Origin of the sequence: Paenibacillus sp. ALJ109b, from assembly GCF_010747435.1 — a bacterium.
Classification (GTDB): Bacteria; Bacillota; Bacilli; order Paenibacillales; family Paenibacillaceae; genus Paenibacillus; species Paenibacillus taichungensis.
The window spans coordinates 28,537-42,786 of the sequence record NZ_JAAIFP010000002.1; the positions used below are offsets into that span (position 1 = coordinate 28,537).

Consider the following 14,250-nt stretch of genomic DNA (forward strand, 5'->3'; position numbering starts at 1 on the left):
ATGGGGAGTGGCTTTTCATTATCACTAGGGAAAAATACACTTTTTAAATTACAATACAGGAGAAAAACAAAATGAATGAACGAGAAATTTTGATTATTCTGGATCAGAATGATCAAACAAGAAATATTGCAGAGTTCTCAACTGAGGAAAATAGTGTGAAAATTAGATTCAATAAAGGTAGTAAAACATACAGCTACTCGTTGAATAAAATTATAGTGAAAGAACGTCCTATACACAGGATAGTCCAAAATCAAATTGTATTGAAGGATGGATTGCCGATACATAATGTTCAAGAAGTAGTGGTATTTGAAGAACTCACTAAGGTTTTTATGGAGAATGAACAATCAATGCTTGTTGACACTGCCGCCATAAGTTTTGCGGAAAACAAAGAAAGTTATCAACAATGGACGAGCCTACTCAATTATTGGAAAGAGATTGCACAACACACCAAAGCAGATCCTGGTCGGGAAGCATTTTTGAACAAGCAATTTTCTAAGTTGAATTTTATAAACAAGGAAAGCGTGCTTGCAACATATATGAGTGGTTCTTCCATCGATCAAATGAAAAATGAATCAGGCCGGGTAATCTATCCATTTCGGTTTAATTTAAGTCAGAAACAGGCGTTGGAGCAAGCTCTTGAAAATAATATTTGCATTATAGAAGGACCCCCGGGAACTGGGAAAACGCAAACGATTTTAAATATTTTGGCGAACTTAATCATACAGAATAAAACTGTAGCCGTAGTTTCTGGCAACAATGCAGCGGTACAAAATGTTAAGGAAAAATTACAAAAACACGGTTATGGTTTTGTAGTAGCATCAATGGGGAATTCCCAAAACAGAAAAAGCTTTTTTGGGAATCTACCTGAATATCAAGAAGTTATGGATTGGGAAATTGATGAAGCAGATGCAGTAGTTCAGGTAATTGGGGAAGTGACGCAGAAGTTGAATACTTTGTTGGACTTGGCGAATCAAAAAGCAATACTTGAGCAACAGATCGCAGCATATCGGCTGGAGCAAAAACATTTTAAGCATCATAACCGGAACCACCAATATGGAGAGATAGAACGATTATTTTATCGTAGTAACACGCCTGAAACAATAGTTTCCTTCTTAGTAGATGAGAGTTACATAGGAAATGGTCTTAGGGGAATAGCACAGAGAGCAAAATTAATTTTTAAATATGGTTTCACTGACTTTAAAAAGTTAAAAGAGGATCGTCTGGAATTGATTACACAAATGCAAACAAAATATTATGAAACTAAATTGCAACAATTAGAGAAACGTAAAAATGATATTCAGCATGTGCTACATATGGAATCTTTCGAGGATCTGTTAAAGCTTCACGAGACTAATTCTGCAATATTGTTCAAACATGAGTTGTACCAAAGATACAAAAATAAACAGAAATTTGTTGGTGATGAAAAAACGTATAAAAATAACTTTGATGAGTTCTTGGATCAGTTTCCTGTGATGCTCAGTACAACGCATTCGCTGCTTTCGTGTATTCCAGAGGGTTTTCTCTTTGATTATGTCATTATTGATGAATCATCTCAGGTGGATCTCCTTACAGGCGTACTTGCTTTATCTTGTTGTAAACATGCGATTATCGTTGGAGATACCAAGCAATTACCACAAATCATTGATCAGAGTATAGAGAGCAAACTCCAGCCACATCAAGTGAAAAAAAACTATAATTATTTTGAACACAGCTTACTTACATCCGTAGTTGAAATGTATGGTCAGAATTTACCACGATCTCTTTTGAAGGAACACTACAGATGTCATCCGAAGATCATCGGGTTTTGCAACTCTCAATATTATAACAATGAACTGATTCCTTTTACGCCTGAAGCGGATTCCGATATTCCGATAAGAGTTCATTACACAGTCAAGGGAAACCATTACAGAAGAGTTACGATCAAAGGTAGCGAGGGGAGTTTTAACCAAAGGGAAATTGAAGTAGTGAAAAAAGAGATCATCAAGGAGCTTCACCTGGATGGTTTATTCAGTGAAGATATAGGTTTTACTTCGCCTTACCGCTTACAGGTGGAAGAAGCTGAATTAGCTTTGCAGGACGGCATTGAAATCGATACTGTACATAAATACCAAGGGCGTGAGAAACCGATCATAATTATGTCTACAGTACTTGATCAGACACGTGACGGGCAGATTGGTAAGAAGTTTGTTGAAAACTCAGCTTTGGTCAATGTTGCTGTATCCAGAGCCCAAAACCAGTTTATATTAGTTACAGATTATGCGTTGTTTCGAAATTCCAGAAAAGATATAGGCAACTTAATTCGCTATATTGAATACAACTCTATGCACGAACACGTCACTCATAGTGAACTTATTTCCGTGTTTGATTTGTTATATTCAGAGTATTCAGAACGTTTGAATGATTTACAAAATCGATTGGTGATAAAATCTAAGTATAAGTCCGAAAATATCATGTGGCGTGTTTTATCGGATATCCTTAGTGAAGAGGTATACAAAGGAATTACCTTTTGCAGACAGGTATACCTCAAAGATGTATTCAAAAATACTGAACACATGACGGATGAACAAAAGAAGTACATAAGGAACAGAGCATCATTTGATTTTGTAATCTATGATGCTTTGAACAAGCAACCTTTTTTTGCGATTGAAGTTGACGGATTTGCCTATCACCGCAATAATCGCGATCAAATCAGACGAGATATGTTGAAAAATGATATATGTGAAAACTATCCGTTTCCTTTGGTAAGACTTAAAACTACCGGGTCTGATGAGATAACTAAAATACGAACGCAATTAAACCAAATGCTAATTCCCTAATCACGAGATAAATAAATGGAGAAAGGAGCCGCATCATGGGCTCAGTACGAACTTCAATTCTGCATGACACTGGAGCAGAAAGTGGTGAAGAGGGCAAATAAACCAAACTAAAACAACATTTTCTTGTTTTTGCATTGAATTAACCTATGCTAATTCTCCTTATGACCTCTCACATAGTTATGGCGACAATCGTAAAAACTATTTATAATTGAACGCTAGTATTCTGGAGGAAGCCACAATGTTAAAATAGTCATGCAGAGCCGTTTATCAGGCATCATCCCATCATCAGTAAGTGGACTGAGTGACCCCAGAACGGAACGATTATTTTAGTTTTCCGCTAACAGTCATAACAGTCACGGAGGAATAAGAATAATGAACAACTCGGAATGGGCAGAGTCCTATTTTCCAATATATACAGCAGACAGCATTCAATCATTATATAGTACGTCAACCATGCCAATACATAGAATCCATGAGGACTTGACCATTCTGTTGGCCGTTTCAAGTGGTAAGGGTACACTTCATCTCGACGACGATCATATTTACGAACTCACCGATGGCATGGTAATCCTTATTCCGGCGAAGAGTGATGTTGTTATACAGGGGAATCTGATGCACCCTCTTCATATATACACCCTCTCCATTAGCACACAAGAACAGAAGAGATCACTGCCCATGGAAGCCATGGGACGGTCCAGTGTGCTTGCGGCAGGAACGCTTATTGAGTTCTATGAACCAACGATTGCAACTCAGCTTGAGGAGCTCTATATGTATCGTTTACCTGGCAATGAAGTCAGGCATATGCGTAACCAGATTCTGTTTCATCAAGTACTGATGAGTCTGTTGGAGCAGATGGAAGCGAGATATATTGCGAATGACCAACCGTCCATGGAACGCAGCATCACATTTATGGAGAACCATTTTAGTGAGAAAATAACAACCGAAGGGCTTTCCGAAATTGCGGGGGTCAGTCGGTCTCACTACTCCATCCTATTTAAGCAACTTACTGGATTCGCACCCAATGAATATCTTTCACGCTTACGTGTTCACCGGGCGAAAGAGTTATTAATTAGCGGGTCCGCTTCACTTCGTGAGATCGCGCTAAAGGTCGGATATAAGGATGAATTCTATCTTAGTCGTCGCTTCAAGCAGCAGACAGGAGAGAGTCCTTCAGGTTACACACGTCGCAGACCTTTTCAACGAGTGGCTGTGTGGTTTGCGCCTTATGCGAGCCATCTGATGTTACTTGGATTAGAACCAGCGGTCGTCATCTCGGAAAGCAGCGAATATGTAAGCACAGAGGGAGTAAGCCCACCTCAAACGATACGTTTTATCCACTCGGACAGTTCACCTGAACAAATAAAGTCGGCATTGCTGGATGCTAATATTGAGCTCATCATTGCAGCAAAATTGCACATACACATGAACGAATTAAGCTCCGAAACTCTGCGATCAATCGCTCCTATTATCGAAATTGCGTGGATGGAGCTTGGGTGGAAAGAACATCTGCGGTTTATCGCACAGGCGATTCAAAGGGTGGAGAAGGCAGAACAATGGCTGGCAGACTTTGAAAGGGAAGAACAACAGGCGCGGGAAGCTATTCAAACAAGCCCGATTGTGAATGAGACGCTGACCATTCTCGTCATAAAATCAGAAAAATTACAAATATATGGAATTAGAAATGTTGGATATGTGATGTATCGATCGCTAGGATTACGTCCTCCGGCCAAGATTGCCCAGGAAATACAGAGGTTTGGCGATCAATTTCATTCGGTATCTATCCAACTATCGGAACTTCAGGATTACGAGGGCACTCGTATGCTTGTCATTGTTTTTCCAGATGAAAAAGGGTCAAAGGCTCATTCAGAAGGTATATTTAACTCGGAATACTGGAAAGGGCTTGAGGTAGTGAAGCAAAATCGGATCTATCATCTGGAGCAGGAAGAGTGGATACCCTACAATCCGGTTTCCATTCGTTTGCAGCTCGGACGGGCTGTATCCTTATGGACTGGCATCCAATAATCCAAAGGTTTTCTCAAACAAAAAGGCATGGTTAGGTTCTTCCTGCATGCCTATAATTAGCTATTGTAATGAGAATGATTTTCATATTCAAAGAGAAAAGGGAGAGAGTCATCTAATGAGAAAGCTTTTTGTTCCATTTATATTCGTTCTGGTTTTATTGCTTAGCGCTTGCGGAAGCAACTCAGCCAAAGATACAACGGAGAATGCAACTGCATCCAACGAATCTACTTCTTCGAACTCGGAATCAGTAGGTTCTTCATCCGAGTCAGATTCGGGCACGTTCACTTATCAATCGGAGACGGGTCCTGTGGAAGTTCCTTCCCACCCGCAACGCGTGGTTGTGCTGACCCGATTCCTGACAGGAAACGTGATGGCACTGGATGTGCCGCTGGTTGGCGTGGATGAAATGTCCAAGGAGAACCCAAATTTCAAAGAAAAACTAGCGAATACAGAGGCGGTTACCGACGAAAGTCTGGAGAAAATTATTGAATTGAACCCGGATCTGATTATCGGCCTGTCTGATATCAAGAACGTAGATAAGCTGAAGCAAATCGCTCCAACAGTCACCTATACATATGGTAAGGTGGACTTCCTTAAGCAACAACTGGAGATCGGAAAGCTTGTGAACAAAGAAAAAGAAGCACAAGCTTGGGTTGAAGATTTTGACGCTCGAAGCAAAAAAGTAGGGGAAGAAATCAAAGCTAAAATTGGCGCGAATGCGACTGTATCCGTTATTGAAACGTTCAATAAACAACTTTATGTGTATGGCGAGAAATTCGGACGTGGAACGGAAATACTGTATGATCAATTCGGTTTAGGCATGCCAGATAAGGTCAAGGAAGCGACCAAGAAAGACGGATTCTTTGCAGTATCGAACGAAGTACTGAAAGACTACATGGGTGACTATGTAATATTCAGTAAAAATGCTGACGAGGACAATTCGTTCCAAAATACCGAAACATACAAAAATATTGATGCGGTGAAAAATAATCGAGTATTCGAAGCGGATGCCAAGGCATTTTACTTCAATGATCCACTGAGCATGGAATACCAGCTGGAATTCTTTATCGAACATTTTCTTGGCAAGTAAACCTTGAACGCGATGAAAAATAAACGACTTCCTTTTCGGTTTGCAACCAAGCTGCTGGGTAGTGTACTCGTACTTATCGTGTGTTTCATCATCGCCATGATGTTTGGCGCAGAAGAAACAACATTTCGCAATCTGTGGCTGACCCTGACCTCTGCGACGAAGAACGATAATATTCTTATTCTGCGAGAGATCAGGCTTCCACGGGAACTCGCTGCCATGCTGATCGGAGCGGCTCTCGCCGTCTCCGGAGGCATCATGCAGGGAATTACTCGCAATCCGCTGGCTGATCCTGGACTGCTCGGTTTGACTTCAGGTGCTAATATGGCACTCGCCCTGGCTTTTGTTTTCATGCCATCACTCGGATATTTTGGGATTATGGTTGCTTGTTTTGTTGGTGCTGCACTTGGAGCCGCATTGGTTATTGTGCTTGGCTCGATGCGGAGGGGGAGCTTGTCTCCTATCCGGGTAGTTCTGGCTGGGGCAGCGGTATCCGCTTTTATGTATGCCATCTCAGATGGCATCAGTATCTTTTTCAAAATTTCCAAGGATGTATCCATGTGGACTTCGGGAGGACTCATCGGAACGACATGGAGCCAGATTCAAGCTATTGCACCTGTCATACTCGTTGGTCTAGTCATTGTTCCGTTCCTTTCCAACCAGATCAACATTCTTAGCCTGAGCGACGAGGTGGCGACTGGACTGGGGCAGAAGCTTGTACTCGTCAAAACCATTCTGTTCCTGCTGGTCATCGTGCTTACCGGAGCGTCGGTTGCATTGATCGGAAATATGGCCTTTGTCGGCTTAATGATTCCCCATATTGTCCGTAAATTGGTGGGCACGGATTATCGGTATATTATACCCGTATCCATTTTTGCCGGAGCATCATTTATGCTGCTTGCCGAAACACTGGGCCGAACGATAAATGCACCTTACGAAACTCCTGTGGTCGCCATTGCTTCCATGCTTGGTTTACCTTTCTTCCTGTTCGTTGTGCGTAGAGGGGGCAAAGCATTCTCATGACAATGTCTGCGCGAATTCGCAAGCAACGACTGATTCTGCTCGTGTGTTTGCTGCTGATCCTCATCACGGCTGTGGTAGGTATGAGCTGGGGTTATTCCTCGTTGTCTTTCAAAAGGGTAATTCCGGTGTTATTTGGTCAAGGCACATTTAAAGAAGACTTTGTTCTGTTTTCGGTCCGATTACCTCGAGTTTTTATTACATTACTAGCTGGTATGGCGCTTGCGCTGTCAGGCTCTATTTTGCAAAGTATTACGCGTAATGATTTGGCCGATCCAGGTATCATCGGAATCAATTCAGGTGCAGGTGTTGCCGTTGCGATCTTCTTTCTGTATTTCCCGATTGAAGCGGGCACGTTCGTTTATATGTTGCCGTTAGCTGCTTTTATCGGTGCATTACTGACTGCGGCGCTCATCTATCTGTTCTCCTATAGCCGGACCAAGGGACTTGATCCCATAAAAATGGTGCTGGTCGGGGTTGGATTCTCGATGGCGCTGTCAGGCATCATGATCGTCATCATCTCTTCCGCGGAGCGATCCAAGGTCGACTTTATTGCCAAATGGATATCCGGAAACATATGGGGGGCAGACTGGCCATTCATATGGGCTTTGCTGCCTTGGCTGATTGTGTTAATCCCGCTTACTTTGTTCAGAACCAGACGGCTTGATCTGATGGGGCTGAACGAAGAAACAGCGATCGGAGTGGGTTTGAAGCTTGAGCGGGAACGCTTGGTACTCATGGTTATTGCTGTTGCAGCAGCCGCATCTGCTGTATCGGTTACGGGAGGGATCGCATTTATCGGTTTGATGGCTCCACACATCGCCAAAGCGCTGGTCGGTCCACGTAACTCGTTATTTATTCCTGTTGCCGTTCTGCTTGGAGGCTGGCTTCTATTAATTGCAGATACCGTTGGGCGCAACCTGGTTGATCCTGATGGAATTGCAGCTGGAATTATGGTCTCCCTAATCGGTGTGCCGTATTTTGTCTATTTATTATTGAAGAAATAATCAAAAAAAGTTTTAGACTAATTGAATTCTTAGCTAATCAGGCTATCTTTCTGTCGTCAAGACAAGGGATGGCCTATGTTTGTAGTTTTGACGGTGGAGGGTGAAACTCAGGCTACCCAGTATGACTTCTTTTGTGTGATAAGATAAAATAGGCACAGTTTTAACCGATTCTAAAAGATAGGTGGAATTACCATGACAGATGTGGAACAATTAGCTTCAATATTTGCAGATAATTCTTTTAAAATAGATGGAATCAATCGATTGGTTTTGCAACCCAAAAGTATATTGCGTGAATTCAGAACATTAAATCATGGATTTCTTTTTGTGGTACGGGGAGAAGCCAGTATGTCAGTAGATGGAACGTTATACGAGTTACAGCCCGGGTCTGTTTTTCATGCAGCACCAGGCATGCAGCTGGACTCACAAGTGAAAGGCCATTCGGAGTATGAATATTATTTACTGTTTTATAGTTTTGACCAATTGGAAAAGGGCGACAGCATTCAGGAATGCGACTTTCATTTCAAATTGGAATCCGGTGCCAATCCAAGGGTTGTTGAATTACTGGTCATGCTGCAGGAACAATTGCACGCGCAAGGGGGAATTGGCAAACTGCGAGTCAAAGAATTATTTTTGAGCATCATGGTTCAGGTTTTTACAGGCTGCAGTCAACGGGAAAGTGGAACCTCACCGAGTGAAAAGGTGATTGAGCAAGCCATCTCTTATATTCATGGACATTACATGAATCTGCTGACACTGGACGAGTTAGCAGAGTTACATGGTATGACTTCAAAACGTTTCTCTTACTTTTTTCACAAATACACGGGATTTCGGCCAATCGATTATGTCATTCATTATCGCATGGAGAGGGCAGGGGAGCTGCTGAAATCAGGGAGCTATTTGATTCGCGATGTTGCGATCAGTGTTGGTTATACCAATCCGCTCTATTTCAGTCGAATTTTTAAAAGTAAATTTGGTGTTTCTCCTTCGGAATACACGCATCTTGATTAAGCTTCTATTGGACAATAATGCATCTCAAATTGGTGATTTGTGCATTCGCATTTTCAATGATCCTTGCTATAGTATTAAATGATAATGAGAATCATTATTATAAAGGTTTGGAAGGCAGATAGAGATGAATACAATAAAAGCTCTTTATTCACTCGATGCATCCTCGGCCTGTTCCAACCATGCAGGAATAAATGGAAGAAGAATGTTGGACAAACCAATTCGGAAATGAGGGTATTCAAGATGAAAGTTCATGAAGTGTTTGATGTAACGATTATTGGTGGTGGGCCTGCCGGATTATTTTCAGCTTTTTATAGCGGTTTGCGTGAAATGAAAACCAAAATCATTGAGTTCCAGCCCTATCTGGGCGGCAAGGTGCATGTGTATCCTGAGAAAATGATCTGGGATATAGGGGGATTACAACCCGTTCCGGGCGCACAACTGATCGAGCAAATGGTCAATCAGGGAATGACTTTCCAGCCAGAGGTTGTTCTTGGAGAAAAGGTCACGTCCATATCCAAGGATGAGCAAGGATACTTCGTACTGCACACCGCCTCTGAGGAAAAACATTACTCCAAAACCGTGATTTTAGCCATCGGTGGAGGAATTCTGAAGCCGATTAAGCTGGAGATAGAAGGTGCAGAACGTTTCGAGGTTACGAACTTACATTATACAGTCAAATCGCTCTCCCGATTCAAGGACAAAACGGTTCTGATCTCGGGTGGTGGTAATGCGGCGATTGATTGGGCGAACGAGCTCGCCCTTATTGCCAAACAAGTCTATTTAACGTATCGGAAAGATACGCTGAAAGGTCATGAAGCTGAAATATCACGTCTAGAGAACAGTCCAGTCGAATGCTTGCTCAATACTACGATTGAGAAGTTGGTCGCTACAGACGATCATCAACAGATTGAGACGGTTGTGCTGAAACGTAATGAGGACGGAGCTTCATTGGAGCTGACCGTGGATGAGGTCATCATTAACTACGGTTATGAGCGGGACAAGGAATTGCTGGTGAACAGTCATATTAAGATTGATATGAAGGATCATTGGATCGCAGGCACACCAGTCAGCGAAACATCCGTACCGGGCATTTTTGCTGCGGGAGATATTTTGCATCATGAAGGGAAGCTTCATTTGATCGCAGGAGCGTTCCAGGACGCAGCCAATGCTGTGAACAAAGCCAAACTATACGTAGCACCCGAAGCCAATACACATGGAATGGTTTCCTCACACAATGACTTGTTCACGCAGAAAAACCGTGAGCTGATGAAGCATCTATACACCAAATAAAATACGCAAACTACAATGTTCATCATAAAGTTTATCTTTCGATATCAAAAAAGCCGCTCACCCGTCAGCATGACGAGGAGCGGTTTCTTTTTCACAAGCCGACGATTTCATCGGTCTGCTAAAGTAATTAATTAAATGTAAGGCTCATATTTTAGCGTTTAACTGCTTCTCCAGCGAATACTTCAACGTTCATTGGAGCGGCCATGAATGCTGCTGCTTGTTGAACGAAAGTCTGGAAATGGGCGCTTGCATTATGGGAAGCTGTAGCGGCTTCGTCTTTCCACAGTTCAATCATCGTGTAATGATGTTCGCGTTCAGTACTTTTGGCGAGATCATAGCTGATGTTGCCTTCTTCATTGCGTGTTGCAGGGATCAGTACTTTTGTTGCTTCCAAAAAAGCTTGTTCCTGGTCTGGTTTAACTTGCAAGTGAGCGTGAATGATAATCATAATATTCAACCTCCATTAGTGTATTTAGAATGTTGTTATTGTTTGAAATGTAAATGGTGCTGGAGCACGTAAAACATTGACTGATATTATGCCCAAGTCGTAATTGTCTCAACAGGCAGACGGTAGGAAGGGTGACCTTCTTTGGCCGATTTACCGATCGAGATCAGCATAACGGGTTGGAAACGATCTTTATCCATTCCGAATGCTTCAGCAATTTGATCTTTCTCATAACCACCAATCGGGTTGGTATCATACCCATGAGCACGTGCAGCGAGCATCAATTGCATGGAAGCCAGACCTGCGTCAATCAGATTGACGTCGCGAAGAGCGGAAGCGGGCATATTTTCGTAATAAGGCATTACAGTTTTGAGCTGCATATCCTTGACTTCCTGTGGCATATAACCGAGCTCTACAGCTTTACCAAAAATTTCGTCCATGTACTCGACATTGTTCATATCAATAAATACGCCAATTACTGCTGCGGAAGTCAAAACCTGATTTTGGTTGAATTTCGCGAGAGGAGCAAGCTTTTCTTTGCCATCAGCCGTATCTACAACGAGAAAACGCCAAGGCTGCAAATTGATGGAAGATGGAGCACGAGAAGCTTCTGACAGAATTTCTGTCATTTCTTCACGGCTGATTTTGACTTCAGAATCGTATAGTTTTACAGACCGGCGGCCGTAAGTAATTTCGTTAAAATCATTTGTCTTTTGAAAAGTGCTTTGGAATGTACTCATGTCTGATTCTCTCCTCTATATATGGGTTTAGAAATTGTTTTGCATTCGTTCCAGGAAATCAGCGAGAGCGTAAACTTCATCTTCGTTGAACCCCTGTAAAATCTGGTTAATATAATTGGTTTTCTCTGCCTTGTAGCCTTCAATTTGCTTCCGGCCATGATCCGTCAGACGAACAAACGTTACCCGGTTGTCTTCGGGATTTTTACGTCTCGTGACCATCAGGTCAGCTTCAAGCTGTTTCAAGTGGCGTGTGATTGCAGCACTATCGATGTTGATGATTTTCTGGAGCATGGACTGGTTAATCTCGTCCACTTGATCCAACTCATGCAAAATTTCAAAGCGTGATGAGCTGATGCCCGTACAGCGTTCGAATTTGGGACTAATTTTATTCCCCAGTACATTCAGCAGATTGATAATCTGCTCTTCTTTGGAAACATTACGTGTCATGACTAGACCTCCCGGGTGAATCTCGACCATGAACAACGGCTTATGTGAACAAAATACATAAAGTTGCCATTATACAGTGCCATTGCTTAGTCAGTGAAATCTGCTAAGTTAATATCTGACGTATCAATATTTGATGCATCAATCATTGATGGCTCAATTAATATATCATGAGTGTTTTGATTTTGCAACAGAGTAGTCATGAGAAGATAAATCCATCTATTCCAAAGCGATAGTCTTCTTAGTTCCGTAGGTCTAGGTTATCCATTCAAGTAACTTTATATCGATTTATATTATGATTGAGAATTATTATCAACTATAATGAAAGGTAATGTACTTATGGACGAAATTGTGGTCACAGAGATGTTTAAAACTGTGCTTAGATTGGAGGATGAGTGCAAATTCCTGCTGGACGATGATAGCATATGGGAGGGCTGCGCGAGTCGGTTCAGTTTATCCTGGATTAGAGTGATGAGTCTCTTTGCAATGCATTAGACTTTCCTATATACTTCAAGCTATTGATCAATTAATTACTAATGAATGGAGGCGTGATTATCATGGCTAAAGATGCAGCGGTGTCGGTTAATCGACGTAGTGACATCATATCCGCAGCGATTGAGGTATTCGCTGAAATCGGCTATTTCCGGGCGACCACAGCTCAGGTAGCAGAAAGGGCAAATATTTCGCAGCCGTATATCTTTCGTTTTTTTAAAAGCAAAGAAGCCTTGCTCTTAACGGCATTGGAGGTATCCTGGACACGAGTAATTGATTCATTCCGAATGGTGGTGCAGACAGCTACTCCAGATCAGTTGGAGAACGAGTTAACTGAAGCTTATGAAGAGATTCTTAAATCTCACAAGAACGAAATTTTGTTGCAAATGCAGGCGCAGACGATTCAGGAGGAAGTCATCCGTCAAGCAATGCATAAAGGGTTCACTGAGGTGCGAGATATGGTATTGGAAGCTTTCACAGCCGCAGGCAGTGCCAATCCAAAGCAAAGAACGTTAGTATTTCTGGCAATTGGCATGTTATGTAATATATCGACCTCACTGGATATGCCAGAGCTTATGGATAGATAGAAAGGGAAGAATCCCTTTTTGCATTTTAGTTATTGATCAATCACTAAATATACGTTATATTGTGTTTAAGTAAGTAATTGATCAATAACTAATTGAGAGAAAGAGGTTGAGATGAAATGAACAGAGCAATCGTAGTTGGGGCAACAGGTGGAACGGGCGCAGCAATTACAGAGGAATTGATTAAACGTGGCATTTCTACAATCATTTTTGGTCGCTCACGTCAAAAACTGGATCAACTTGCGGTAAAGCTTGGGTCCCCTGATTACCTTCAAATCGCTGTGGGAGATGCGTTCCGACCTGATGATATAATAGCTGCTTCACTAGGAGCTGATGTAATGTTTCACTGTGCGAATGTACCTTATAACGAAATGGAGAGCAAGCTGATCCCTCTGGGTGAATCCATTATGGAAGCTGCAGAACAATTGGGCCTGAAGGTGGTTGTCATTGACGGGATTTATCCTTATGGCAGAAGTCAAATGAAAGAAGTGACTGAAGAACATCCAAAGCAGCCGCATACTCGCAAAGGTAAAACTCGGCTTGCCTTTGAGCAGATGTTATTTAGCAGCCAATGGCGCAAAGCGCAAGTAATGATTGTTCGTTTGCCTGATTATTATGGTCCCACTGCCAATCAGGCTTCTTACCTGGGATCCACGCTTGAAGCAATAGCGGAAGGGAAAATGGCTTTTTTTATCGGAAACATGAAAACGCCACGAGAATATGTCTATTTGCCAGATGCAGCGGTCATGGTTGTGGAGTTGGCGAGCAGAGAGGATGCCTATCGGCAGAACTGGAATATCCCTGGTGCTGGCATAATATCGGGCAAGGAAATCGTACGTATTGCACAACTGGCGGCGGGTAAAGCGAAACCGGTCATAGCCCTCGGCAAAATGGGACTTTCGCTGCTTGGATTGGCCGTACCGGTAATGAAAGAAATTGTTGAAATGTTATATTTGACAGAAGAACCGCTGGTGTTGAGTAAAAAGAAATACGAGGCCAACATTGGGCCGGTGAAGATGACTTCTTTTGAAAAAGGGATTACACGGACGATAGGTGAGCTGCAAAAGAAATAAATGTGTTTTTTTACTTGTAATTGATTAATCAATAATTAAAATACGTTATGACTAGGTTATTGCTTACGACTTAAACCAAAATGATGCATGCTGATATGACTTCATTAATGGGCGGTGCACAAAACATGTCCTAGACATAGAGTGTAGTATTGCAAAAGCGGAGAATAGATACGGTGTACAAGGAGGGGGATTTTCTTGTGAGCTATATATCCAAAAAGGAGC

12 protein-coding genes are annotated in these 14,250 nt (G+C 42.1%); 9 read left to right on the forward strand and 3 right to left on the reverse strand.

What is annotated here, in order from left to right:
- Positions 1–71 precede the first annotated feature (71 nt).
- From G3352_RS02095 to G3352_RS02125, 7 genes are all read left to right on the forward strand, one after another.
- Positions 72–2,816, forward strand: coding sequence for an AAA domain-containing protein (locus tag G3352_RS02095; RefSeq protein WP_163753411.1), 2,745 nt, complete (start codon positions 72–74; stop codon positions 2,814–2,816).
- Positions 2,817–3,188: 372 nt separating this feature from the next.
- Entirely contained in the window at positions 3,189–4,838 is a 1,650-nt protein-coding gene (locus G3352_RS02100; protein WP_163753413.1) for a helix-turn-helix domain-containing protein, read from the forward strand.
- Between the two features lie 115 nt (positions 4,839–4,953).
- Positions 4,954–5,928 (forward strand): iron-hydroxamate ABC transporter substrate-binding protein, encoded by a 975-nt coding sequence (locus tag G3352_RS02105; protein ID WP_163753415.1) that lies wholly within the window; start codon positions 4,954–4,956, stop codon positions 5,926–5,928.
- 12 nt (positions 5,929–5,940) lie between these two features.
- Complete coding sequence (locus tag G3352_RS02110) at positions 5,941–6,948, forward strand: FecCD family ABC transporter permease (protein ID WP_163753417.1); 1,008 nt, start codon at positions 5,941–5,943, stop codon at positions 6,946–6,948.
- Entirely contained in the window at positions 6,945–7,952 is a 1,008-nt protein-coding gene (locus G3352_RS02115; RefSeq protein WP_163753419.1) for a FecCD family ABC transporter permease, read from the forward strand. The genes G3352_RS02110 and G3352_RS02115 overlap by 4 nt, the downstream gene beginning before the upstream one ends.
- Before the next feature lie 192 nt (positions 7,953–8,144).
- Positions 8,145–8,960: a helix-turn-helix domain-containing protein gene (locus G3352_RS02120; RefSeq protein WP_163753421.1), complete on the forward strand. Its 816-nt coding sequence runs from the start codon at positions 8,145–8,147 to the stop codon at positions 8,958–8,960.
- Positions 8,961–9,200: 240 nt separating this feature from the next.
- Positions 9,201–10,250 (forward strand): NAD(P)/FAD-dependent oxidoreductase, encoded by a 1,050-nt coding sequence (locus G3352_RS02125; RefSeq protein WP_163753423.1) that lies wholly within the window; start codon positions 9,201–9,203, stop codon positions 10,248–10,250.
- 151 nt (positions 10,251–10,401) lie between these two features.
- Here the strand turns inward: G3352_RS02125 and G3352_RS02130 are convergent, their stop codons facing one another.
- The 3 genes from G3352_RS02130 to G3352_RS02140 form a co-directional block, all read right to left on the reverse strand.
- A complete protein-coding gene (locus G3352_RS02130) occupies positions 10,402–10,698 on the reverse strand; it encodes a putative quinol monooxygenase (protein WP_163753425.1) in 297 nt (98 codons plus the stop codon).
- An 86-nt stretch (positions 10,699–10,784) separates the two neighbouring features.
- A complete protein-coding gene (locus tag G3352_RS02135) occupies positions 10,785–11,435 on the reverse strand; it encodes a nitroreductase family protein (RefSeq protein ID WP_163753427.1) in 651 nt (216 codons plus the stop codon).
- Positions 11,436–11,462: 27 nt separating this feature from the next.
- Positions 11,463–11,882 (reverse strand): MarR family winged helix-turn-helix transcriptional regulator, encoded by a 420-nt coding sequence (locus G3352_RS02140; RefSeq protein ID WP_163753429.1) that lies wholly within the window; start codon positions 11,880–11,882, stop codon positions 11,463–11,465.
- Between the two features lie 554 nt (positions 11,883–12,436).
- On the opposite strand from G3352_RS02140, the gene G3352_RS02145 reads away from it, so the two are divergent.
- Positions 12,437–12,958, forward strand: coding sequence for a TetR/AcrR family transcriptional regulator (locus G3352_RS02145; RefSeq protein WP_163753431.1), 522 nt, complete (start codon positions 12,437–12,439; stop codon positions 12,956–12,958).
- A 116-nt stretch (positions 12,959–13,074) separates the two neighbouring features.
- Positions 13,075–14,028 (forward strand): NAD-dependent epimerase/dehydratase family protein, encoded by a 954-nt coding sequence (locus tag G3352_RS02150; RefSeq protein WP_163753432.1) that lies wholly within the window; start codon positions 13,075–13,077, stop codon positions 14,026–14,028.
- Positions 14,029–14,250: the final 222 nt, after the last annotated feature.